At 71.8% G+C, this 20,937-nt stretch carries 17 protein-coding genes and 1 tRNA gene; 3 read left to right on the top strand and 15 right to left on the bottom strand.

What is annotated here, in order from left to right; translation table 11 throughout:
* The first annotated feature begins 41 nt into the window (after positions 1-41).
* Positions 42-248, top strand: a complete 207-nt coding sequence (locus BJY14_RS24150; RefSeq protein ID WP_179845715.1) for a hypothetical protein — start codon at positions 42-44, stop codon at positions 246-248.
* Between the two features lie 172 nt (positions 249-420).
* Here BJY14_RS24150 and BJY14_RS24145 read toward each other — a convergent pair whose 3' ends face one another.
* The 10 genes from BJY14_RS24145 to topA all read right to left on the bottom strand — a co-directional run bounded on the left by BJY14_RS24145 (position 421) and on the right by topA (position 12,870).
* Positions 421-1,017 (bottom strand): hypothetical protein, encoded by a 597-nt coding sequence (locus tag BJY14_RS24145; RefSeq protein WP_179845714.1) that lies wholly within the window; start codon positions 1,015-1,017, stop codon positions 421-423.
* Between the two features lie 174 nt (positions 1,018-1,191).
* Positions 1,192-1,641 (bottom strand): hypothetical protein, encoded by a 450-nt coding sequence (locus BJY14_RS24140; protein WP_179845713.1) that lies wholly within the window; start codon positions 1,639-1,641, stop codon positions 1,192-1,194.
* Positions 1,642-1,680: 39 nt separating this feature from the next.
* The gene (locus tag BJY14_RS24135; RefSeq protein ID WP_179849588.1) at positions 1,681-2,511 is read right to left on the bottom strand and encodes a PSP1 domain-containing protein; all 831 of its coding nucleotides are present in this window, start codon (positions 2,509-2,511) and stop codon (positions 1,681-1,683) included.
* A gap of 48 nt (positions 2,512-2,559) precedes the next feature.
* Positions 2,560-3,474 (bottom strand): beta-propeller domain-containing protein, encoded by a 915-nt coding sequence (locus BJY14_RS24130; protein WP_312879378.1) that lies wholly within the window; start codon positions 3,472-3,474, stop codon positions 2,560-2,562.
* A gap of 172 nt (positions 3,475-3,646) precedes the next feature.
* The gene (locus BJY14_RS24125; RefSeq protein ID WP_179845711.1) at positions 3,647-4,504 is read right to left on the bottom strand and encodes a fructosamine kinase family protein; all 858 of its coding nucleotides are present in this window, start codon (positions 4,502-4,504) and stop codon (positions 3,647-3,649) included.
* Complete coding sequence (locus tag BJY14_RS24120) at positions 4,494-4,973, bottom strand: low molecular weight protein-tyrosine-phosphatase (RefSeq protein ID WP_179845710.1); 480 nt, start codon at positions 4,971-4,973, stop codon at positions 4,494-4,496. The genes BJY14_RS24125 and BJY14_RS24120 overlap by 11 nt, the downstream gene beginning before the upstream one ends.
* Positions 4,974-5,072: 99 nt before the next feature.
* Positions 5,073-6,788: a S8 family peptidase gene (locus tag BJY14_RS24115; RefSeq protein ID WP_179845709.1), complete on the bottom strand. Its 1,716-nt coding sequence runs from the start codon at positions 6,786-6,788 to the stop codon at positions 5,073-5,075.
* A 134-nt stretch (positions 6,789-6,922) separates the two neighbouring features.
* Complete coding sequence (locus BJY14_RS24110) at positions 6,923-8,062, bottom strand: DNA polymerase III subunit delta' (protein WP_179845708.1); 1,140 nt, start codon at positions 8,060-8,062, stop codon at positions 6,923-6,925.
* Between the two features lie 19 nt (positions 8,063-8,081).
* Complete coding sequence (tmk, locus tag BJY14_RS24105; RefSeq protein ID WP_179845707.1) at positions 8,082-10,151, bottom strand: dTMP kinase; 2,070 nt, start codon at positions 10,149-10,151, stop codon at positions 8,082-8,084.
* Between the two features lie 28 nt (positions 10,152-10,179).
* Positions 10,180-12,870, bottom strand: a complete 2,691-nt coding sequence (topA, locus tag BJY14_RS24100; RefSeq protein WP_179845706.1) for a type I DNA topoisomerase — start codon at positions 12,868-12,870, stop codon at positions 10,180-10,182.
* 254 nt (positions 12,871-13,124) lie between these two features.
* On the opposite strand from topA, the gene BJY14_RS24095 reads away from it, so the two are divergent.
* Positions 13,125-13,310, top strand: coding sequence for a DUF5703 family protein (locus BJY14_RS24095; protein WP_179845705.1), 186 nt, complete (start codon positions 13,125-13,127; stop codon positions 13,308-13,310).
* A 189-nt stretch (positions 13,311-13,499) separates the two neighbouring features.
* Here BJY14_RS24095 and BJY14_RS46685 read toward each other — a convergent pair whose 3' ends face one another.
* The 3 genes from BJY14_RS46685 to BJY14_RS24080 all read right to left on the bottom strand — a co-directional run bounded on the left by BJY14_RS46685 (position 13,500) and on the right by BJY14_RS24080 (position 17,603).
* The gene (locus BJY14_RS46685; RefSeq protein WP_179845704.1) at positions 13,500-15,365 is read right to left on the bottom strand and encodes a chaplin family protein; all 1,866 of its coding nucleotides are present in this window, start codon (positions 15,363-15,365) and stop codon (positions 13,500-13,502) included.
* 134 nt (positions 15,366-15,499) lie between these two features.
* Positions 15,500-16,207 carry a hypothetical protein gene (locus tag BJY14_RS24085; RefSeq protein WP_179845703.1) on the bottom strand — a complete coding sequence of 236 codons (708 nt, stop codon included), beginning with the start codon at positions 16,205-16,207 and terminating at the stop codon, positions 15,500-15,502.
* Between the two features lie 79 nt (positions 16,208-16,286).
* Entirely contained in the window at positions 16,287-17,603 is a 1,317-nt protein-coding gene (locus BJY14_RS24080) for a M20/M25/M40 family metallo-hydrolase (protein WP_179849587.1), read from the bottom strand.
* A 115-nt stretch (positions 17,604-17,718) separates the two neighbouring features.
* Here BJY14_RS24080 and BJY14_RS24075 point away from each other — a divergent pair.
* Positions 17,719-17,804: transfer RNA gene (locus tag BJY14_RS24075), tRNA-Leu, on the top strand.
* A 377-nt stretch (positions 17,805-18,181) separates the two neighbouring features.
* Here BJY14_RS24075 and BJY14_RS47330 read toward each other — a convergent pair.
* Together BJY14_RS47330 and BJY14_RS24065 are read right to left on the bottom strand one after the other, a co-directional pair.
* The gene (locus BJY14_RS47330; protein ID WP_179845702.1) at positions 18,182-20,575 is read right to left on the bottom strand and encodes a glycoside hydrolase family 5 protein; all 2,394 of its coding nucleotides are present in this window, start codon (positions 20,573-20,575) and stop codon (positions 18,182-18,184) included.
* 118 nt (positions 20,576-20,693) lie between these two features.
* A complete protein-coding gene (locus BJY14_RS24065) occupies positions 20,694-20,894 on the bottom strand; it encodes a hypothetical protein (RefSeq protein ID WP_179845701.1) in 201 nt (66 codons plus the stop codon).
* Positions 20,895-20,937: the final 43 nt, after the last annotated feature.

Raw genomic sequence — 20,937 nt, 5'->3', positions numbered from 1 at the left:
CGGGCTCACAAGTACGAGTGCAACCACGCGAGGAGGACACGATGCAGTTCGTGGAAGCCGTCGAGGCCGCCGACGAACCGACGATGCGGTCGATGTCGTGCAGCACGAACGCCAACCGCTCAGCGGGAGTGAGCTGGTCGAGCACGACGAGCAGCGAAGCGGGCGGCCAGCCCTTCGTGCTCGTCCATCGGTCACACCATCCCATCGTCAGGCTCACAGAGGTGAACCCTCAGACGCGACGAATGTGACGTCCCCCGGGGGGACGGGCAGGAGCAGCGAGCCCACCGGTCAGAGCGCTCGGCATCCGCTCGCTCGGCCGCGAACGAGAACCGGCCCCCGTCCAGGGACGAAGGCCGGCGAATCTCGATATGGGTGAGGAGGATGTGCCCGCCTGCCCGGCCTGATCACGTCTTGCTGTGATCAGCGGCGCGCGAGCCCCCTCATGTGGCCGTACAGTTCGAGCCCGCGAAGCCCCCGCCGATGAGCGGCGAGCACCTCGTCGGGGTTCACCTGGTTCTCCTGCGCCTCCACGTAGCAGAGCAGGTCGGCTCCGCGGAGACCCTGGTCGTACGCCTCCATCAGCTTGGCGATGCCGAGGCGGCTTTCGAGCGCCCGCTGAGTGATCTGCGGGTGGACGTCCTTGTCGTGCAGGACGATGAGCTCGTCGTGCGTCGCGCCCTTGTTCAGCAGGTCGATGTAGCCGGATCCGCCGATGCCCCAGGCATAGGCAGCGTCCGCGGCGACCTGCTTCCGGTGCGCCTCCATGATCTGCGCAGGGGTGGCGTTCGCCTTCATCGCCCTGACGAACAGCCAGGGCAGGATGCCGGCGGCCACGGCGGCGAGGATGTCCTCGTGGGAAGCGCCCGCCTCCAGCGCGTCGACGTAGTGGGCCAGATCGATGCGCTTGGCCTCGGCGGCACGAAGGTCATCCCAGGTGGCGCCCTTCTGCTGCGCCCGCGCGAGGAGATCTTCGCGACGTTCCCAGCCTCCCGAGAAACGCCTGTAGACGTCTTCCACTGGAAGCTCCTTTCAGAGAATCTGCTTTGTAGGTACGCCTCCCACCGTCCGCCGCTTCAGCGGCCCGGCAAACTCAACGTCTCCCGAGCCGGATCAATCCCGGGTTACGGCAAGACACGCGCGTTGCGAGCCCGCCTCATAGGCCACTGCGAACGAATGGGTCGCTTCTGCCGGTCAGCCCAGGATGCGGGCTGGGTCGCTGCCAGGGGCGAAGCCGGCCAGAGCACTCGGGTCCCGCTCGCTTGCCATGTCTTCTGCCCAGCCGACGGCGTGCGCCACGACGTAGTCGCGGTCGTTCCCCGTCTCCAGGATCAGGCAGTGGGCTCCAGCACCCGGTTCGACATTGCCGCTCTCCGCATGGATGTGCTCGGCTTCCTCTTGATCGGCGCATCGAATGACGAGGCCGTCGCTGTACTCGGTCCTGACCTTCATGGCCCGGACCGGCTTGAAGACCACATCTATCCGCGACGACCTGACCCCGTCCCGCTCCGTCGTCCGCGTGCGCAGCAACAACTGGCTGTGGCTCACTGTGTACGCCCACACCGTGAACGACCTGTCCGAACGAAACAACTCGCTGCCGGGGACGAACTGGTCGCTCTCGTTCAGCCAAACCCGCACGCTCATGCTGCGGATCCTGCCACGCACACCGCCTGTCCAGGTCGGTCAGGTGTCGTCGGGGGTGGGGTTGTAGTGGGCGTCGTGCTGCTTGCGGGGGGAGCAGACGGAGGCCGAGGGGCAGGAGCAGCGGCCGCCGCTGTTGAGGCGGACGGTGACCTTGTCGGAGGGGACGTTGCGCCCCACGACCTGGCCCGGGCCGTTCGGCGTCTCTACGCGCGATCCCAGGGCCGGCATGCTGCCGTGCGCCTTGACGTACAGCGGGTGCTCGTACTTGAGGCAGCACATCAGGCGGCCGCAGGCGCCGGCGATGCGGAGGGGGTTGACCGGGAGGTCCTGCTCCTTCGCCATGCGGACGGAGACGGGTTCGAAGTCCTTGAGGAAGGTGGCGCAGCACAGGTCGCGGCCGCAGGGGCCGATGCCGCCCTGGAGGCGGGCCTCGTCGCGGGGGCCGACCTGGCGCAGCTCGACGCGGGCCTTGATGCCGCGGGCCAGGTCGCGGACGAGGGCGCGGAAGTCGACGCGGTGCGGGGCGGTGAAGTAGATCTTGAAGACGTTGTCGGCGTCGAGGTAGTCGACGCCGATGACCTTCATCGGGAGGTCGTGCTTGCGGATGAGGCGCTTGGCGATGAGGCGGCCCTCGGCGCGGCGGCGGCGGTTGGCCTCGTCACGGGCGAGGTGCTCGTCGGTGGCGGGGCCCGCGCACTCGGGGAGGCCGTCGATGTCCTCGGAGACCCACTGCGGCGCCCACACGCACTCGGCGACCTCGGGGCCCGAGTCGGTGGGGACGAGGACCTTGTCGCCGACCTGGGGGCTGTGCGGGCCCGGATCCAGGTAGAACAGGCGGCCGTAACGGGTGAAGCTGACGGCCATCATCATGCCCACGTTCGCTCCGTTCGCCCGGTTTCGTGCGACCCACTCTAGGTCTCACCAGGCGGCGTCGGCGAGATCTCCTGCCGGGACGGCCGGGACGCCCTGCGCGTAGAGGTCGCCCGCGGTCGCGATGACGCTGTGACCGGTGTGGGCGATGTCGAGGCCGGTGGGGACGCCCTTCACCTTCTGGGTCCACAGGGTCTTGGTGGGGCTCCCCTGCAGCGTGAAGGTCTGGAGGGTCAGTTCGGAGTTCTTCGCTATGGCCGCGATAAGGGAGGTGCCGTCCCGGCTCATGACGGCGTTGGTGCTGCCCTTGGGCAGCGGCATGACGGCCTTGCTGGTCCGGAGGTCGCCTGCGGCGCCGTTCGTGTCGAGCGTGCGGACCTGGTGCTTGGCGGAGCCGACCGGGCTCCAGACGAAGGACAGCGTGGTGCCGGACCAGGAGAGGCTTCCGACGCGGGCCCGCAGCTTGGTCGCCCACACCTTGTGGGCGCCGGTCTCCGCCGTGACAACGTCCACGCGGGCGCTCGCACCCTTGTAGGTGACGTAGGCGAGTTGCGCGCCGTCGGGGCTCGCGGCGAGGTCCGACCATGCGGTGGAGACGCCGGGGACGACGGCCTTGGGGATGGGCTTGAGGTCCTTGGGACGTCCGTCGTCCAGGCGGAGGCGCTGGAAGGTGATGTCGCGGGCCCCGGGGGTCGCAACGATGTAGGAGCCGTCCTTGAGTGCGGCGACGCGGTGGAAGCGGCGGCCCTGCGGGGCGGCGATGGGCAGCCCGACGTTCGCCCCGGTGCGCACCTCCCGGACGAGGAGGGACGCGCCCTTCGCCGTGACGCCGACGACGTACGGCGGTTCGGTCTTCTCGGCCTTGGCGGCGGGCTTGGCCTCGTGCTCCTTGTCGGCGGCGCGCTGGTGGCGGTGGACCATGTCCACGCCCCCTCCGATGAGCAGCGCGGCGGTCGCGGCCACCCCGAGAGGAACGAGACCCTTCCAAGAGCCGAGACTGGTACTCGGGTCCCCGCGCCTGCCGTCGTTCATGGGGTTGCCTACCTCACCTTCCTGCCGGATCGCCCGTCGTTTCTACCGCATCTGGATCGCGACAAAAACCCATGAAGGCGGAGTTACCAAGTCGTGAGACGCCTCAGCCGAGGGACGCACGGGCCGCCTCGACCAGGGACGCCCGGTACGACCCGCCGAACAGTGCCACATGGACGAGCAGCGGGTGCAGCTGGTGCAGGGGGACGCGGGAGCGCCATCCGTCCGCCAGGGGCGCGACCTCATCGTAGGCGCCGAGGACGGTGTCGAGGTGCGGTGTCCCGAACAGCGCCATCATGGCGAGGTCGGTCTCGCGGTGCCCGCCGTGCGCGGCCGGGTCGATGAGCAGCGCCCGCTCGCCCGTCCACAGGACGTTCCCCGACCACAGGTCACCGTGGACGCGGGACGGCGGCTCCGGCGGTCCGGCAAGTGACTCGATGTCCGCCATGACACGCTCCACCAGGCGGACGTCGCCGGACGACAGGTGCGCGGCCCCGAGGCGAAGGAACGGTTCGAGGCGGCGTTCCGCGTACCAGGAGGGCCAGGGGCGGTCGTCCAGCGTGTTGTCCAAGGGGAGGTCGGCGATGAAGCCGTCCCAGGGCGCGCCGTAGGCGTCAGGACGGTTCCCGGTGTGCAGGGCGGCCAGTTCCCGTCCGAGACGTTCGGCGGCCTCGCGGGACGGTGGCGCCGAATGCAGCCACGGCAGGACGAGCATGCGGTCGTCGGACGCGACGACGTCGGGGACGGGCGTCCCAGGGCCTGCCTCCCCCAGCCAGCGGAGCCCTGCCGCCTCTGCCGCGAACACGCCCGCCTGGTCCTGCGCCGCCTTCACGAACACATCGCGGCCGTCGGTCAGGGAGGCCCTGTGCAACGTCCAGGAATGGCTGGAACCGAGGTCTTTCACCTTCTCGACCCCGGTTCCGAGCAGCCTCTCCAGGCGCGGCCGCAGTCGCTCAGCCGTCATCGAGCACCGAACGGATCTCCTTCAGCAGGCCGGGCATCGCCGCCTCCACCTGCCACAGAACGAGGTCGAAGTCGTCACGGCCGCCGTAGTAGGGGTCGGGGACGTCGAGGTCGCCGCCCGCGTCCGGGTCGAACTCGCGCAGCCGCCGGATGCTCCCGCGCGCCTGCCAGTTCGGCGCCATCGAGCGCAGCGCCTTCTCGTGGCCCGCGTCCATCGCGATGATCATGTCGTACTCGTCGAACCAGGCGGCGTCGAACTGCCGCGCGATGTGCGCCGACCGGTAGCCGGCGCGCTCCAGCGCCGCGACCGTCCGCTCGTCGGCCCCGTCGCCGACGTGCCAGCCGCCGGTGCCGGAGCTGTCCACCTCGACGTCCAAGCCCTCCTGCTCGACGTGGTGACGCAGGATCCATTCGGCCATCGGGGAGCGGCAGATGTTGCCCGTGCAGACGAAGGTGACTCGGAACGGCATGCCTCCATCATGCACGAGGGGTTCGCGAGCCGACGAGGCGAAAAGAACGCGACCCCCGGCGGGTGCCGGGGGTCGCGTCCTGGGGTGGTCCAGGCGGGGTCAGCGCGAGACGGCGTTGAGCGCGTCCACGATGCCGCTGCCGAAGAACCCGTTCTGGCCCTTCGAGCCTTCACAGGTCTGGGTGGAGGTGTGCTTCACCCACTGGCCGTTCGACTTGGTGTACCAGACGTACTCGACCGTCGCCGGGCTCGGGCATGCCTTGGGGGTCGCGGTGCCGCGCAGAACCCGCTCGACGAGGCGCGGGTCCATGGTCAGGCCGCCGCTGCGGTCCCGGTGCCCGTACTTGCTGACGATGAGCGCCGCGACGCCGACCGCGTGCGGGGACGCCATCGAGGTGCCCTGAATCGACTGGTAGTAGGCGCACTTGTCGCCCTTGCAGCTGCGGATGATGTACGACACGTTCGGCGTGCCGTCGGCGTTCAGCTCGCCGCGCTCCTTGGCGAGCCGCTCCGGGTAGGCCGCCCAGATGCCGCCCTTGTCGTCCGGACGCTGGTCGGCGTTGTCGACCTTGTCGCCGCCGGGCGCCGCGACCGCGACGTAGCCGTTGCCGAAGCTGCTGTAGTACGACTTGCGGCCGCTCGGGCCGGTGGCCGAGATCGGGATGACGTTCTCGCCCTCGGACGGCATCGACACGCAGCTCGCCGGGACGGTGCGGTCGTGCGGCTCCTCGCCCGGGGTGGACGGGAAGTCGGGGCTGCTGTCGTCGGTGTTCGTCTTGGTGTAGTCGACGAGGTCGTTGCCGGCCGCGGAGATCAGCGTGACGCCGCGGTCGTGCGCGAAGTCCAGGGCGCGCTGCGCCGCCTTGATGATGGTGCGCTGCTCCAGCTGGTCCTCGGGGCTGTCGGCGGGGTTGTCGCCGCAGTTCCACAGCCACGGGTCGATGTAGTACGACATGTTGACGACGTCGATGCCGTTCTTCGCCGCGTAGGTGAGGCCGTCGACGGTCGGCTGGAGGAAGAAGTAGCCGGAGTCCTGGCCGACGCGCAGGTTCACGATCGACACGTTCGGCGCGACGCCCGCCATGCCGAGGCCGTTGCGGGGCGAGGCGATCGTGGACGCGACGTGCGTGCCGTGGTCGTTGTCGTCCCAGTCGTTGGGGTCGACGCAGGACGTGAACTCGCAGGGCCCGTCGACCTCGTTGCCGTTGGCGTCGGCCGGGATGTCGTGGGTGAAGTTGCGGCTGAGCTTGCGGTTGAAGTTCGGCGCGATGTCCGGGTGGTCGCCGTCCACGCCGGTGTCGAGGACGCCGACCAGCACGCGCCGGTCACCCGGCTCCTTCTTGTAGGAGCCGTCCGCCGTGGCGTGCATCTGCTTCATGTCCCACTGCAGGTCCGCCAGGGGCTCGGTGTCCTTGGACGGCTTGCCCGCGGGGGCGGCCTTGTTCTCGGCGCCGTGGAGGGTCCCGTTGAGCTTCTCGGCCTTCGGCGCCTTCTTCTTGGCCTTGGGCGCCTCGCCGATGATCCGGTTGTGCGCGACGCCGTCGAGCGCCCGCTGGTTCATCACGGCGTGGATGAACTCCGGGTTCTGGGACGTGACGGTCGCGACGCCCACGTCGCGGTTCTCGTGCACGACCTTGCCGCCGGCCGCCGAGACGGCCCGGTGAGCCTGTCCGAGGGACGCGCCCTCCTTGTAGAGGACGACGTACTCCGAGACCTCGCCCTTCGCCTGTGCCGGGCCCGGAGCTGCGGATGCTGGGAACGCGAGGGCCGTCACGGTGGTGACGGCGCACGCGGCGGAAATCAAGGCTCGCCGCAAGGCAGACCTCCTGGCTGTGGGGGTTGAGCAACCGGATTTCGGTCGATCAGCCAGCGAACGTTACGGGGGCGCTCATTGAGAGTCGCGTACGGAAATGTAACGAATGGGGACAAGTTGTGTAAGCCCCACCCGTATCACCCGTGCCGCAACGCCAAGGTCAGCGCCTCGAAGGCCAGCTGCGGATTGACGTTCGCCGCCAACCGCTCCCTGCAGTCCATGATCGCATCGAGGCGCCGGAGGGTGTCCTCCGGGCGCCCGTCCCCCGCGGCCGACCGCAGCTCGGGGCCGAGCTCGATGTTGACCAGCTCGCTGCCCGCCCCCAGTTGCAGCGTCAGCACGTCCCGGTAGTAGGACGCGAGGTCGAGCAGCGTCCGGTCCAGGGCGTCGCGCAGGATCCGCGTCGCCCGCGACTTCTGCCGGTCCTCCAGCTCCTTGAGGGCGCCCGCCGTCCCGCGCGGCATCCGCCCCTTCTCGCTCTCGCCGAGCGCCTTGCGCAGGGCGGAGGTCTCCGCGTCGTTCAGCTCGGCGGTCTGCGCGTCCCGCTCCGCCTTCGCCGCGCTCACGAGCGTCTCCGCCGCCGCGACCGCCGCGCTCACCCCCGTCAGCCGGCGCGGCACCGCCACCACCTGCTCGCGCACCCGCCGCATCCGCGGATCCGAGGCGAGCCGGCGCGCCCGGCTGATGTGCCCCTGCGCCGCCCGCGCCACCACCTCGGCGGTCTCGCGCTCGACGCCGTCGCGCTGGACCAGGAAGTCGGCGATCGCCGCGATCGGAGGCGTCTGCAGGGTCACCAGCCGGCAGCGCGACCTGATCGTGACGAGCAGGTCCTCCGGCGACGGCGTGCACAGCAGCCACACCGTCCGCGGCGGCGGCTCCTCGATCGCCTTCAGCAGCGCGTTCGCGGCGCCCTCGGTGGCCCGGTCGGCGTCCTCGAACAGCACGATCTGCCGCCCGCTCCCGCTCGGCGAGGACGAGGCCCGCAGCACCAGCGCGCGGGCGTCCCTGATGCCGAACGACAACCCCTGCGGGCGGACGACCTCGACATCGGCGTGCGTCCCCTGGAGCACCTGGTGGCAGGACGCGCAGTGCCCGCACCCGCGCGGCGTCTCCGTGCACTGCAGGGCCGCGGCGAACGCCCGCGCCGCGGTCACGCGCCCGGACCCGGGCGGCCCGGTGAACAGCCACGCGTGCGCGAGCCCGCCCGTCCCGCCGGCCGCCGAAGACAGCTGCGCGATGACGGGCTCCTGCCCCACCAGGTCGTCCCACACGCTCATGGAACAGAGGCTAGCGGGCTCAGTAGTCGGTGATGACCGGGAACGTGCTCGTGGCGTCCTCGGTGCCGAGCGGGACGGGGTCGGGCAGGATCTCCCGGATGCGGTACTGGATCTCCCGGCTCAGCTCGCCCTGCGGGCGGCTCGCGTCCAGGATCAGGTAGCGGTCCGGGTCGGCCTCGGCGAGGGCGTGGAAGCCCTCGCGGACCCGCTCGTGGAACTCCTGCGACTCCGACTCCATGCGGTCGGCGGGGGCCGACAGCCGCCGCAGGCCCGCCTGCGGCGGGATCTCCAGCAGGACGGTCAGGTCAGGGACGAGGCCGCCGGTCGCCCAGGCGTTGACGCGGGCGATGTCCTCCACCGGCAACCCCCGGCCGAAGCCCTGGTAGGCCAGGGACGAGTCGACGTAGCGGTCGCTGACCACGATCACGCCGCGGTCCACCGCTGGCCTGATCACGTTGGCGACGTGGTCGGCGCGGTCGGCGGCGTACAGCAGGGTCTCGGCGCGGTCGGACAGGCCGGTGGTGTCGCGGTCCAGCAGCATCGCGCGCAGCCGCATCCCGATCTTGGTGGCGCCCGGCTCGTGCGTGGTCACCACGTCGTAGCCGTGGTCGCGGAGCCAGATCGCGGCGAGCCGCGCCTGCGTCGTCTTGCCCGCGCCCTCCCCGCCCTCGAACGCGATGAACACGCCGCGGTTGCGGTGCACGGGCTGCGGCGCCGCGGGCGCCTGCTCCGGCGGCGTGTAGATCTCGCCGTGCAGGGCGGCGCGCAGGTCGGGGACGAGCGGGATGCCGCGCCGGTCGTCCAGCCGCCGGTACGCCAGCAGCCCGGCCGGCAGGGCGAGGACGGCCGCGACCAGCAGGGCGATGCCGGTTCCGTAGGCGTCGTAGACGCCGCCGCCGAGGTCGAGGCGGTGGGACCCGGCCGCCGCCGCGATCAGCGGGACGGCGGCGAACGCGATCAGCACGGTGACGAGCGCGACCGACCGCAGGTACGCCGCCGGGCGGGCGTCCTCCGGGGCCTCGGGGTCGTGCACCGCCGCCTTCGCGGTCGACCACGCGGCACCGGCGAAGACGCCGAGGAACGCGGTCGCGAACACCACGACGACGAGGTTCTGGACGAGGGCGAGCACGACCAGCGCGAGCGCGGCGGCGATCACCGCGAGGCCGAGGAGACGGCGGCGGCTGAACGGGACGAGCACGCGCGGCCCGAGGAACAGCCCGAAACCGAGCCCCACCGTGAGCGCGGTCAGGACGGAGCCGTACCCGGCGTCCCCGCCGCCCAGCTCGCCGGCGTGGACGCGGGCCACCGCCACGACCGCGCCCGCCGTGAGCGACGCCGCCGCGATCGCGAGCCCGACGCCGCGCGCGGCGGCCGAGCCCGGGCCCTGGAAGATCAGTTTCAGCGGCGACACGGCCGCGACCGGCTCGGTCGCCGGGATCTCGCCGGCCATCGCCACGACGGCGGCCGAGACGAGGAACAGGCCCGCCGTCACGTACAGGGCGAGGTCGGCGCGGGAACCGGCGCCGAGCGTCCCGTTCGCGACCAGCGCGAGGACGGCGAACAGCAGCGCGGCGGCGGGCGCCGGGCCGTAGAGCACGCGGGTCGCGCCCCGGCGGGCGGCGGGCCGCAGCTCCTCGTCCGGGACCAGCGCGGGCAGGGACGCGCGCGCCGCCGGAACCCACAGCAGGCTCAGGCACGAGACGAGGAACGCGGCGGCCAGCGTCCACGGCAGCGCGTGCACCAGCGGCACCGTCACCACGACCACCAGCCGCAGCACGTCCGCGATGATCAGCATCAGCCGGCGGTCGACGCGGGCGGCGAGCAGCCCGGCGACCGGCGGGAGCACCACCGCCGGCAGCAACATCAGCGCCAGCGTGCCGCCGATCGCCTGCGCCTGCGCCGCGGCGCCGTCGCCGCGCGCCAGCATCGCGGCCATGGCGGTCAGCGCGGGCACGCCGATCCACTGGGCGGCACTGGACAGCGACAGCGCGATCCGGAGCCGCCGGAACGGCCCGATCGACGAAAGCGACGAAACACCCGGCGGCGGTGGCGCTGCGGGGTGCGGCCGGGGTGCGCCCGTTCTGGTCATGTCGGTCAGGGTATCGGCGTAGATGTCCCTATGAACCGGACTTTGCGGAGGTTCGACGGCGCGGTGCCGCCTTCTTCTTCCCGCCGCCCGCGGCGACCTTCTCCCGGCGCTCCGCGAGCAGCTCCGCCGCGCGCTGGATCGTGATCGACTCGACCTCGTCGCCCTTGCGCAGGCTCGCGTTCGTCTCGCCGTCGGTGACGTACGGGCCGAACCGGCCCTCCTTCACCACGACCGGCTCCCCGCTCGCCGGGTCCTTGCCCAGCTCGCGCAGCGGCGCGGCGGCCGCGGCCCGGCGGCCGCGCTGCTTGGGCTGCGCCAGCAGCTCCTTCGCCCGCTCCAGCGTGACCGTGAACAGCTCGTCCTCCGAGCCGAGCGACCGGCTGTCGGAGCCCCGCTTGATGTACGGGCCGAACCGGCCGTTCTGCGCGGTCACCGGCTCGCCGTCCAGCTCGCCCAGCGTGCGCGGCAGCGACAGCAGCTTCAGCGCGTCGTCGAGCGTGATCGTGTCGAGCGACATCGACTTGAACAGCGACGACGTGCGCGGCTTGGCGGCGTCGGCCTTCTTCGTCCGCTTCTTGCCGTCGGCCGGGGGCGCCGGCTCGGGCAGGATCTCGGTGACGTAGGGACCGAACCGCCCCGACTTGGCGACGATCATGTGTCCGGTCTCCGGGTCGGTGCCGAGCTCCCGGTCGCCCGACGGCTGCGCGAACAGCTCCTCGGCCTTCTCCGCGGTCAGCTCGTCCGGCGCGATGTCCTCGGGGATGTTGACGCGCTCGCCGTCGCGGTCGAGGTACGGCCCGTACCGGCCGACCCGCACCATGATGTCGGTCCCCTTGATCGGGAACGAGCTGATCCCCTTGGCGTCGATGTCGCCGATGTCGCCGACCAGCTCCTTCAGTCCCTCCTCGCCGGTGTCGCCGAAGTAGAACCTGGTCAGCCAGCGGACGCGCTCGGCCTCGCCGCGGGCGATCTCGTCGAGACCGTCCTCCATGTGGGCGGTGAAGTCGTAGTCGACCAGGTTTCCGAAGTGCTGCTCCAGCAGGTTGACCACGGCGAACGCCAGGAACGACGGGACGAGCGCCGTGCCCTTCTTGAACACGTACTCGCGCGCCAGGATCGTCCCGATGATCGAGGCGTAGGTCGACGGGCGCCCGATCTCCCGCTCCTCCAGCTCCTTGACCAGGCTGGCCTCGGTGTAGCGGGCCGGCGGGCGGGTCGAGTGGCCCTCGGCGTCGACCGCGCTCGCGGTCAGCGGGTCGCCCTCGGCCAGGTTCGGCAGCCGCCGCTCCTGGTCGTCGCGGTCCGTGGACGGGTCGTCGGCGCTCTCCACGTAGGCCTTGAGGAAACCGTGGAACGTGATCGTCTTGCCGGTCGCGCCGAACTCCGCGCGCTCGTTCCGCGTCGACACCCCGGTGACCCGGATCGACACCGACTGGCCCGCGGCGTCCTTCATCTGGGACGCGATCGTGCGCTTCCAGATCAGCTCGTACAGGCGGAACTGGTCGCCGGACAGGCCCGTCTCCGCGGGCGTGCGGAACGTCTCGCCCGCCGGGCGGATCGCCTCGTGCGCCTCCTGCGCGTTCTTCACCTTGGACGTGTAGACGCGCGGCTTGTCAGGGACGTACTCGCCGCCGAACAGCGACGCCGCCTGCCGCCGCGCCGCCGTGATCGCCGTCTCCGACAGCGTGATCGAGTCGGTTCGCATGTAGGTGATGAAGCCGTTCTCGTACAGCTTCTGCGCCACCGACATCGTGTACTTCGCCGAGTAGTTCAGCTTGCGGCTGGCCTCCTGCTGGAGGGTCGTCGTCCGGAACGGGGGGTACGGGCGGCGCGTGTACGGCTTGCGCTCGACCGATTTCACCTCGTACGGGCGGCCGCGGAGGCGCTCGGCGAGGGCCGTCGCGGCGGCCTCGTCCAGGTGCAGCGCGTCCCGCGTCTTCAGGGCGCCGTCGGAGCCGAAGTCGCGGCCCTGCGCGACGCGCCTGCCGTCCACGGAGACGAGCCCGGCCTTGAACGCCGTCGGCTCCTCGTCCTTGCCGGTGTCGAACTGGGCCGCGATGTCCCAGTAGTGGGCGGGGACGAACGCGATCCGCTCCCGCTCCCGCTCGACGACCAGCCGCGTCGCCACCGACTGCACGCGGCCCGCCGACAGCTTCGGCATGACCTTCTTCCACAGGACGGGGCTGACCTCGTACCCGTAGAGGCGGTCCAGGATGCGGCGCGTCTCCTGCGCGTCCACCAGGCGCATGTTCAGCTGGCGCGGGTTCGCGGCGGCGCGCTGGATCGCGTCCTTGGTGATCTCGTTGAAGACCATCCGGTGCACGGGGACCTTCGGCTTCAGGACGTCCTGGAGGTGCCAGGCGATCGCCTCGCCCTCCCGGTCCTCGTCCGTCGCGAGGAAGAGCTCGTCGGCCTCGGCGAGCAGCTTCTTGAGCTTCTGGACCTGCTGGCGCTTGTCGGAGTTGACCACGTAGAGGGGTTCGAACTCGTGCTCGACGTTCACGCCGAGCTTCGCCCACGGCTCGCCCTTGTACTTGGCCGGCACCTCCGAGGCGCTTCCGGGCAGGTCCCGGATATGGCCGATACTGGACTCCACGATGTAGCCGCGGCCCAGGTAACCGGCGATCGTCTTCGCCTTCGCGGGCGACTCGACGATCACCAGGCGCGTTCCCGCCCCGTTGCCCCGGCCACTGTTCGCGGTGCCGTTCTTGGCTGGCACAGTCGCTCCAACCTCGCTGTCTCGGTTCCTCTGACTCAGGTTCTTCCTACCGGCTTCGTACAACGTCGCATGGCGGCGTGTTTGTGCCCGCGCCGTCCCGCCGCCGCCTCGCGATCATCGTGCCGCCCCCGCGGAGGGGCGGGATTCTCACCGCCGCACGCCCCCGACAGGATGACATGCCGCCGCACGCCGCGCGGACCGGGAGGCCACGGTACGGTGCCGCACGGCCGGTAGACCAAGTAATAATGGTCGCAATGGCGGAGTACACCTACCTCGTCCTGTCACTGCCGCGCGGTACCACCCGTGACGCCGCCCGGCGGATCATGACCGAGCACGCGGAGCACGGCGGGTGGGAACTCGATCGCTTGCGCCTGTACCCGGACGGCCGCCGTCGTATTCAACTGCGCCGCAAGGTCATCCGCGCCGTCCGTACGTTCTGACCGTTCCCAGCGGCCTGTCCGGAGCGTAGCACTGCGTACGGATTCCCTGACGTGACGTTACTGTGTCCGCCGCGGCCTCGGCCGGCCCGCCCGCGGATACGGCTTCGCCCGCCCCGGTCCGCGCCTCCGGGACGGGCGAAGGTCCTCCGCACACCGGCCCGAGGCCGGCTCACCCGCGGTCTGGTGGATCTAGCGGCGGCCCACCCGGATCCGCCGGGCCAGCGCCAGGGTCCCGGCCGCGGCGGCCAGCAGCCCCGACACCGCCGCCAGCAGCGTCGCGCCCGCCCTGGTCCCCGGCGTGATCGTCTGCGTGGACGCGACCGGGCTGATCCGGCCGATCCCGTCCGGCACCTGCGCGGTCCCGGCGGCCGCCACGGCGTGCACGTCGACCGGGAGGGCCGGCTTCGCGGGCACCGAGATCGTGCCCGGCGCCTTCGCGTCCGGCCGGACGCGCCGCGCGCCGGCCCTCACCGGCGCGCTCTTCCCGGCCAGGTCCTGGGCCTGGGGAATCACCTTCGTCCCGGGAAGCACCTGCGACGCTCCCGTCACGTTCGGGAGGACGCCGACCTTCGGCAGGCCGGGCACCTGCGGCAGGCCCGTGCCGGCCGACGCACTCCGGCCGTTCACCGCGGGGAGGTCCGCGCCGCCCGGGAGGGCCCGGGTGTCCAGGAGCGAGACCGCCACCGGCGCCCCGTCGCCGTCGAGCGCGGTGCGCTGGTTGCGGCCCCGCGCCGGCAGGGCGCCGGCGAGGCCGGTCCCGCCGTTCAGGACGGGAACGCCGTCGAGGCCGCCGACCGCGGGCGGGTCGATCTTCGAGCCGGGGCGCGGCGCGGTGCCGGCCGTCCGGGAGTAGGGCTCGTACCCGCCGTTGCCAGGCTCGTCGCACAGCGCGGCGGCCGCCCCGACCACGGCGGCGGCGTTGCCGCACACCTCCGCGGGGACCTGGACCGGCGCGTTCGCCTGGTTCCCTGAGCCGGTGCCCTTGTCGCCGGACGTCTTGCCGCCGGAGCCGTGCGACCCCTTGACGAGCGACTGGCCGTCGCACGCCGCCGCCGCCCGGCCGACGACGGCCGCCGCGTTGCCACAGACCTCGGCGGGAACGGAGATCGGGGCGTTGCCCTGGTTCCCGGACAGGATGCCGCGCACCCCGGAGGTCTGCTGGTCGCCCCCGGAGCCGCTGCGCACGTGCGCGCCGCCCTCGCACAGCGCGCCGGCCTCCCCGACGAGCGCCGCGGCGTTGCCGCAGGCCGTCACCGGGATGCTGATCGGGGCGTTGCCCTGGTTCCCGGAGAGGATCCCGCGCACGCCGGAAGTGGTCTGCCGCCCGGTCCCGTGGCCGCCGTTGCGGACGGAGGCGCCGCCCTCGCACGCCGCCACCGCGTTGCCGACCGCGTTGCCGCAGACGTCCACGGGCACGCTGATCGGAACGTCGGCCTGGTTGCCGCTCCCGACGGCGCGGACGCCGGACGTCTGCTGCTTCGATCCGGTGTTCCCACCGTTCTTGACCTGCGAGCCCCCGTCGCAGCCCGCGAGCGCCCCGCCGACGACCGCGACGGCGTTGCCGCACACGTTGACCGGCGCGGAGACCGGGGCCTTCACCTGGTTGCCCGCGAGGACGCCGTCCGTGCCGTCCGTGGTCTGGCCGCCGTTGCCGCTGCCCTTGACCTTGGCGCCGCCCTCGCAGCCCGCCTGCGCCCCGCCGACGACGGCGACGGCGTTGCCGCAGGCGTTCACCGGCACCGAGATGGGGGCATTGACCTGGTTCCCGGAGGCGACGCCGCGCTTGCCGGACGTCCGCTGGCCGCCGCCGCTGCCGCCCTGGTCGACCTTGGCGCCGCCGCGGGACACCGCCCGGCTGCCGCCGACCAGCGCGGCGCCGTTGCCGCTCACGTCGACGGGCGCGGAGATCGGCGCGTTCACCTGGTTGCCGCTCAGGACTCCGCCGCTGCCGGTCGTGACGTCGGCGAAGGCGTTGACGGGGATGGCGCTCACGCCGAGGGCGACGAAGCCCGCGGTCAGCACGGCACGGGAGGTGCCCTTTGCCCACGTTCGCATGATGCTCCTAGAGAAGAGTTGGTGGAGAAGAGAGACGTGTGTCTCGGGGGAAGGCCGCACATGAGGGCACGGCGGAAGACCGGATCGGCACGCCCGAGCCGCACGGGCACGCGTCCGGAGACTGTGGCCGGGAACTAGTCGGGCGCGAAGGAGGGCTCGTCCGCGGCGGTGCGGACGGCCGGCGGGACCGCGCCGAAGACGGGGCGCGGCGATGCCCGATGAGGTGCGGGGACCCACGTCCCCGCCGCCGGGAACCCGGCGGCGACGCCGGCCACGATGAAGCCGCCGGTCGCCGAATGCGTACCGGGCTTCTCGGGCGACGGAATGGGCGCCGGGTGGTGCCGGACGACGACGTGACGCGCCGCATGGCCGGCGCTCGGTCGCGCCGGGGAAAGGCTGGAGACGGCGGGCGCGGACGGCCGGCGGTACGGCTCAGACGCGGCGGCGTTCTCGGTCACGACCGACCGGGGGGAACGCTTGATCACCGGTTCGCCCCGAACCTCCGGCCGGGGCGGCGGCACGTCCTGCACGACCTTCTCCGCGCGCGGTTCCGGCGCCACCACGTGCACGACCTCGACCGGGTCGGTGACAGCGGGCGCCTGCACCGGCCGGTGCTCGCGCACGGTCTGGACCGCGTCGCCCAGCAGGGGCGCCTTCTCGACTACCCCCGTCACGGGCGCCGGCGGGGGCTCGTCGGCGTGCGCGGTCTGCGCCGCGCCCCCGAGGAGCCAGCCGGCGATCAGCAGCCCGCCGAGGACCAGCAGGCGCCGCAGGGAACGTCCGCCGGCGGCGCGGCGCAGCAGGACGGAGACCGTCCTGACCCACACCGCGCCACCTGCCACCGGACAACCTCCACCGCGACCGATCCGTCCTCAACGAATGGTGACGATAGCACCACGGAAAGCTCTGGTGATGGCAAATTCAGGAGCGATCAAGGAATTTGTCGAGCACCCTCACTCCGAAACGCAGCCCGTCCACGGGAACGCGCTCGTCGACGCCATGGAACATTCCGGAAAAGTCCAACTCTGGGGGCAATTTCAGCGGCGCGAAACCGAAGCACCGCATGCCCAGCGTGGAGAACGCCTTGGCGTCCGTCCCGCCGCTCAGGCAGTACGGCACCGGCAGCGCACCCTCGTCCTCCGAGGTCAGCGCCGCTTCCATCGCGGCGACGAGCGCACCCTCGTAGTCCGTCTCGAGCGCGATGTCGTGGTGGATGAAATCCCGCTGAACGTCCGGACCGAGAAGTTCGTCCACCGTCGCGAAGAATTCCGTTTCATGCCCGGGAAGGAATCGTCCGTCCACCTGAGCCGTGGCGGTCTGCGGAATCACATTCGCCTTGTAACCGGCGTCCAGCCGCGTGGGATTGAGCGTGTTCCGCAGCGTCGCGCCGATCATTCGCGCGAGCGGCCCGATCTCCTCAAGGCACTTTTCCGGACTTTCCGGATCGAATTCGACGCCGTACGCCATGCAGGCCCGCTCCAGGAACGCCCGCACCGACTTCGTCAGCCGCACCGGGAACTCGTGCGCCCCCAGCCGCGCGACCGCCGCCGCGAGCGCCGTGACCGCGTTGTCCGGATGCACCATCGACCCGTGCCCGGCCGTCCCCGCGGCGGTCAGGTTCATCCACGCGATGCCCTTCTCCGCCGTCTCGATGAGGTACATCCGCCGGTCCCCGGGCACCGTCAGGCTGAACCCGCCGACCTCCCCCACGGCCTCGGTGCACCCCTCGAACAGCTCGGGATGCTCCCGCACCAGCCAGTGCGCGCCCCACTTCCCCCCGGCCTCCTCGTCGGCCAGGAAGGCGAGCACCACGTCCCGCGGAGGCTTGCGCCCCTCCCGCAGCCGCTGGCGCGCCACCGCGAGGATCATCGCGTCCATGTCCTTCATGTCCACGGCCCCGCGCCCCCAGACGCACCCGTCGGCGATCTCCCCGCCGAACGGATCGCGCGTCCAGTCCTCCTTGCGCGCGGGCACCACGTCGAGATGCCCGTGCAGGAGGAGCGCGTCCCGGGACGGATCCTCCCCCTCGATCCGCGCTACCAGGCTGGCCCGTCCCGGATGCGACTCGAAGATCTGGGTCTCCAGCCCGACCTCCTCCAGCTTCTCCGCGACGTACTCCGCCGCGGCCCGCTCCCCCGGCCCCGAATGGTCGCCCGGGTTGCTGGTGTCGATCCGGATCAGCTCCTGGCAGAGCCGGACGACCTCGTCCTCGGCGGTCGGCTGCCGCACCACAATCATCACCTCGTGTCGCTCGCGTACCGTCCCATGGTGCCCCGCCGATCGACTTCGCCGCGACTCGCCACCTTTGGTATGGTGAACTCCGCCGCCGCAGCCCCGCTGCGGCCTGCGACCGGTCCGGGTGGCGGAATAGGCAGACGCGCTAGCTTGAGGTGCTAGTGCCCTTTACGGGGCATGGGGGTTCAAGTCCCCCCTCGGACACATCACGACAAAGTGGGGCAGATGCTCATCTGTCCCACTTTGCGTTTCTGGGGTTCTTCCGGTGAAGGACTTCGGCGTCCTTCGCGGTGCCGGGCAGCAGGTGGCGCCCGCTCGGCCGGGCGGATCCCATCCCCTTCGGGCACCCGGGAGGCCCGGCTCAACCTGGCCACCGCGCGGCTCCCCGGGTCGCCTCGTCCCATTCCGTGAGGGTGGATCACGCCAGGGGTTCCCCGATGCGGGCGATACAGAAGGCCGTTGCGTCGGCCTCGGGCGATCGGTCCAGGTGGGCTGTGACCACGCGGGCGGTGGCCCGCCGGGGCGGGGTGGTCGTGACCTCGATCCATCGCCGGTGGTCCAAGTAGTGGACGGGCCGCCTGTCAGCTGATCGTCAGCCGGTACGAGCCGCGGGCGCAGCCGGTGACCCGCCAGCCGCCCTCGGCCTTTCTCGCTTCGATCCTCTCGATGCCGGTGACCGCGGGAGCGGGACGGTCTTCTCCCGGCACCCAGATGTCCAGTTCACAGCCGCCACCCGTTGTCTTTCCGGTGAGCGCGAGTTCCTGCGGCCCGGCGGCCTTTCCGCCCGGCCGCCCGCCGGGAAGGGACCGCAGCGAGGTGAGGATGCCCGGGACCACGCGCGGGTAGGCGCGCGAGATCTCCTGTTCGGCCACCGCGTCGCGGCGCAGGAAGCGTCCCGTCGCGCAGTCGAGGTTGTTGAGCCCGTTCCCGGTCGGCTCGACGCCGTTCTGCGGATCGCCGCACGCCTGTTTCCACACCCAGAAGGCTCCGCCGATCCTGCTGTCGTCCTCTTGGCGGGCGTAGCGGCGCAGCCTGCCGGCCACCGACCCGGCATCGCCCCAGAACCCCCACTCGCCGCTCCAGACCGGCATGTCGCCGGCGGCCCGCCGCGCGAGGGCGAAGCCGTGCTCAACGGAGGTCATGACGGGCAGCCCGAGCGAGGCGTCCATGGTGATCGACTCGGCGTACAGATGGGGCGCGAAGACGACGTCGGGATCGGACCGGAAGGAGCCCCGCGGGATCGCGTCGAACCCGGTGCCGGACCAGAAGATGCTCGGCTCGGCGAACAGCAGATGGGGACGGGACTCGGCGGAGCGGATCGCCCGCAGGACACGGTCGTAGAAACGGCCGAGCAGCAGCGTCGACGTCAGCGGCGCCTGCTCACCGAAGCCCGGTTCGTTGAGCGGGTCGAACCCGGCCACCGCGGGGTCGTCGCCGAAGCGGGCGGCGAGCATGCCCCACGCCTTCACCAGGCGGCCCTGGACACCGTCGCGGTCATAGTAGAAGTTCGTGAACGCGCGGTTCCCCGCGGGCGAGATGTCGCGTCCGGTGAACTGGCAGCGCGGCGCGCCGTCGGTCTTGGTCGCCCACGCGGGTGCGCCGTCGTAGCCGTCCATCGGGGACGTGCCGAAGGGGCACGAGGTTCCGGCCGGGGTGGGCAGGTCACTCCAGCCGTCCTGATGCATGTCGATCACCATGTACAGTCCGTGCCGCTTCGCCCAGGCCACGGCCCGGTCGATCTGCCGCAGATAACCCTCGTCGTACCGGCCGGGGCCCGGTTCGACCCGTGACCATGACACCCCCAGCCGCACCACGTTCAGGCCGAGCGCCGCCATCTGCGCGAAATCGTCCTCGCCGAGCGGCAGTGTCGTCGGCACTCCCGGGCGCGGCGCATAGAAGTCCACCAACTGGTTGACGTTCACTCCGCGCAGCAGGACCTGCCGGCCCTCACTGTCGACGATGCGAGGCCGCTTCCCCCGGACGGCCCGCAACGGTGACAGCTCCGTCTCCGGCGCGGCGGCGGGTCTGCGGGCGACGGGCGCGGGCTCCGGCCCGGCGAGGGCCACGGCTCCGGCCATCGCCGCCACCGCGACCGCGAGGCTCAGGGCCGTCGCGGCGGAGGCGCCACCGGCCGCCCGCCTGAACGCGCGGCCGGTGGCGGGCAAGGCCAGCAGTGCGGGCAGCCAGCCGAAGGCGACGCCGAGGGACGCGCCCTCTCCGAGCCTGATCCACAGGGCCGCGGGCGTCTGCAGGAGAGCGCCCGGCCCGTCCAGGATCAGGAGTCCGGCGGTTTGGACGGCGCCGAGGACGATGCCCGCCCAGAGCGCGGCCAGCCATCCGCCGAGGAAGGCCCCCGAGGGCGTGCGGGATCGGCGTGCGAAGGTTCGCTGGGTGCGGGCGAGCGCTAGGAACAGCGTCACCAGCCCGGCGAGGAGCCCGGCCACCCCACCCTGCGGGGACGCCGATGGCAGTCCGTCCGGCAGGTCCCGCGACCAGTGCGACGCCACCCACATCCCGGTCACCGCCACCGCCGAGACGCTAATGGCCGCGACCGGCCAGTGCGTCCGGCGGGCGGGCTCGCCGTCCTCACGCTCTCCCGTACGCGCAAGGAGGGTGACCGCCGCCGGGACCAGCGCGTACAGGGCCGCTTTCGGCACGGTGAAACTCGTCGACCACAGCAGGTCGGCGACGCCCAGTTCAGGTGCCGTCGCCGCGACCCACATGGCGGCCTTCGCGACCACGGCGGTCAGCACGAACCCTGCCCAGACCGTCGCGAAGCGCGCCCGCCGTCCCAGATGCCCGAAGGTGGCCACGACCCACGCCGTGCCCGTCAGCAGCAACGGAGCGTAGACCACCAGGGGAACGATCTGCCAGCGCGCCGCTGGTACCACCCGTCCGGGCATTCCGAGCAACGCGAAGTACCCGACTGGATCGATCAGAGCCCCCGCCGCGACCAGTACCAGAACGGCACCCACGGCCGCTGACACGAGACGTCGCGAACCCAATGTGGCCTCCAGGCGCCGGGAAGCGCCAAAATACATGAGGTTTCCTCATGTTTGCTGGCTTTCCGGGAACCGGCGAGTCGCCGTTCGGTCAAGGCGGCGCCGGATGGACCCGCTCGCCCTCGGCGAAGGCGACCTTCTCGCCGGGCGCCACCCGGTTGACCGCGACGTGCACGCCCGCGGCGGATCCGGGGTGCTCACCGGCCAGTCGCCGCCCGCGGACAGGCCGGCTTCGGCGCGGGCATCGCGGAAGGGGGCCCTTGGCCACCGCCCGCAGGAACGGCGTCATCATTTTTCGCGATTTCTCAGAATTGATGTACCTGGAGGCGTGCAGG

It is taken from the genome of Actinomadura luteofluorescens, from assembly GCF_013409365.1.
Taxonomy (GTDB): domain Bacteria; phylum Actinomycetota; class Actinomycetes; order Streptosporangiales; family Streptosporangiaceae; genus Spirillospora; species Spirillospora luteofluorescens.
This window is presented reverse-complemented; position numbering and strand designations above follow the sequence as displayed.

Excerpts from the sequence above, each read along its gene's own strand:
- BJY14_RS24150 (WP_179845715.1), top strand. The coding sequence starts at position 42 with ATGCAGTTCGTGGAAGCCGTCGAGGCCGCCGACGAACCGACGATGCGG.
- BJY14_RS24140 (WP_179845713.1), bottom strand. The coding sequence starts at position 1,641 with ATGAGCGTGCGGGTTTGGCTGAACGAGAGCGACCAGTTCGTCCCCGGC.
- BJY14_RS24135 (WP_179849588.1), bottom strand. The coding sequence starts at position 2,511 with ATGATGATGGCCGTCAGCTTCACCCGTTACGGCCGCCTGTTCTACCTG.
- BJY14_RS24125 (WP_179845711.1), bottom strand. The coding sequence starts at position 4,504 with ATGACGGCTGAGCGACTGCGGCCGCGCCTGGAGAGGCTGCTCGGAACC.
- BJY14_RS24120 (WP_179845710.1), bottom strand. The coding sequence starts at position 4,973 with ATGCCGTTCCGAGTCACCTTCGTCTGCACGGGCAACATCTGCCGCTCC.
- BJY14_RS24110 (WP_179845708.1), bottom strand. The coding sequence starts at position 8,062 with ATGAGCGTGTGGGACGACCTGGTGGGGCAGGAGCCCGTCATCGCGCAG.
- tmk (WP_179845707.1), bottom strand. The coding sequence starts at position 10,151 with ATGACCAGAACGGGCGCACCCCGGCCGCACCCCGCAGCGCCACCGCCG.
- BJY14_RS24095 (WP_179845705.1), top strand. The coding sequence starts at position 13,125 with ATGGCGGAGTACACCTACCTCGTCCTGTCACTGCCGCGCGGTACCACC.
- BJY14_RS46685 (WP_179845704.1), bottom strand. The coding sequence starts at position 15,365 with ATGCGAACGTGGGCAAAGGGCACCTCCCGTGCCGTGCTGACCGCGGGC.
- BJY14_RS24080 (WP_179849587.1), bottom strand. The coding sequence starts at position 17,603 with ATGATTGTGGTGCGGCAGCCGACCGCCGAGGACGAGGTCGTCCGGCTC.
- BJY14_RS24065 (WP_179845701.1), bottom strand. The coding sequence starts at position 20,894 with ATGATGACGCCGTTCCTGCGGGCGGTGGCCAAGGGCCCCCTTCCGCGA.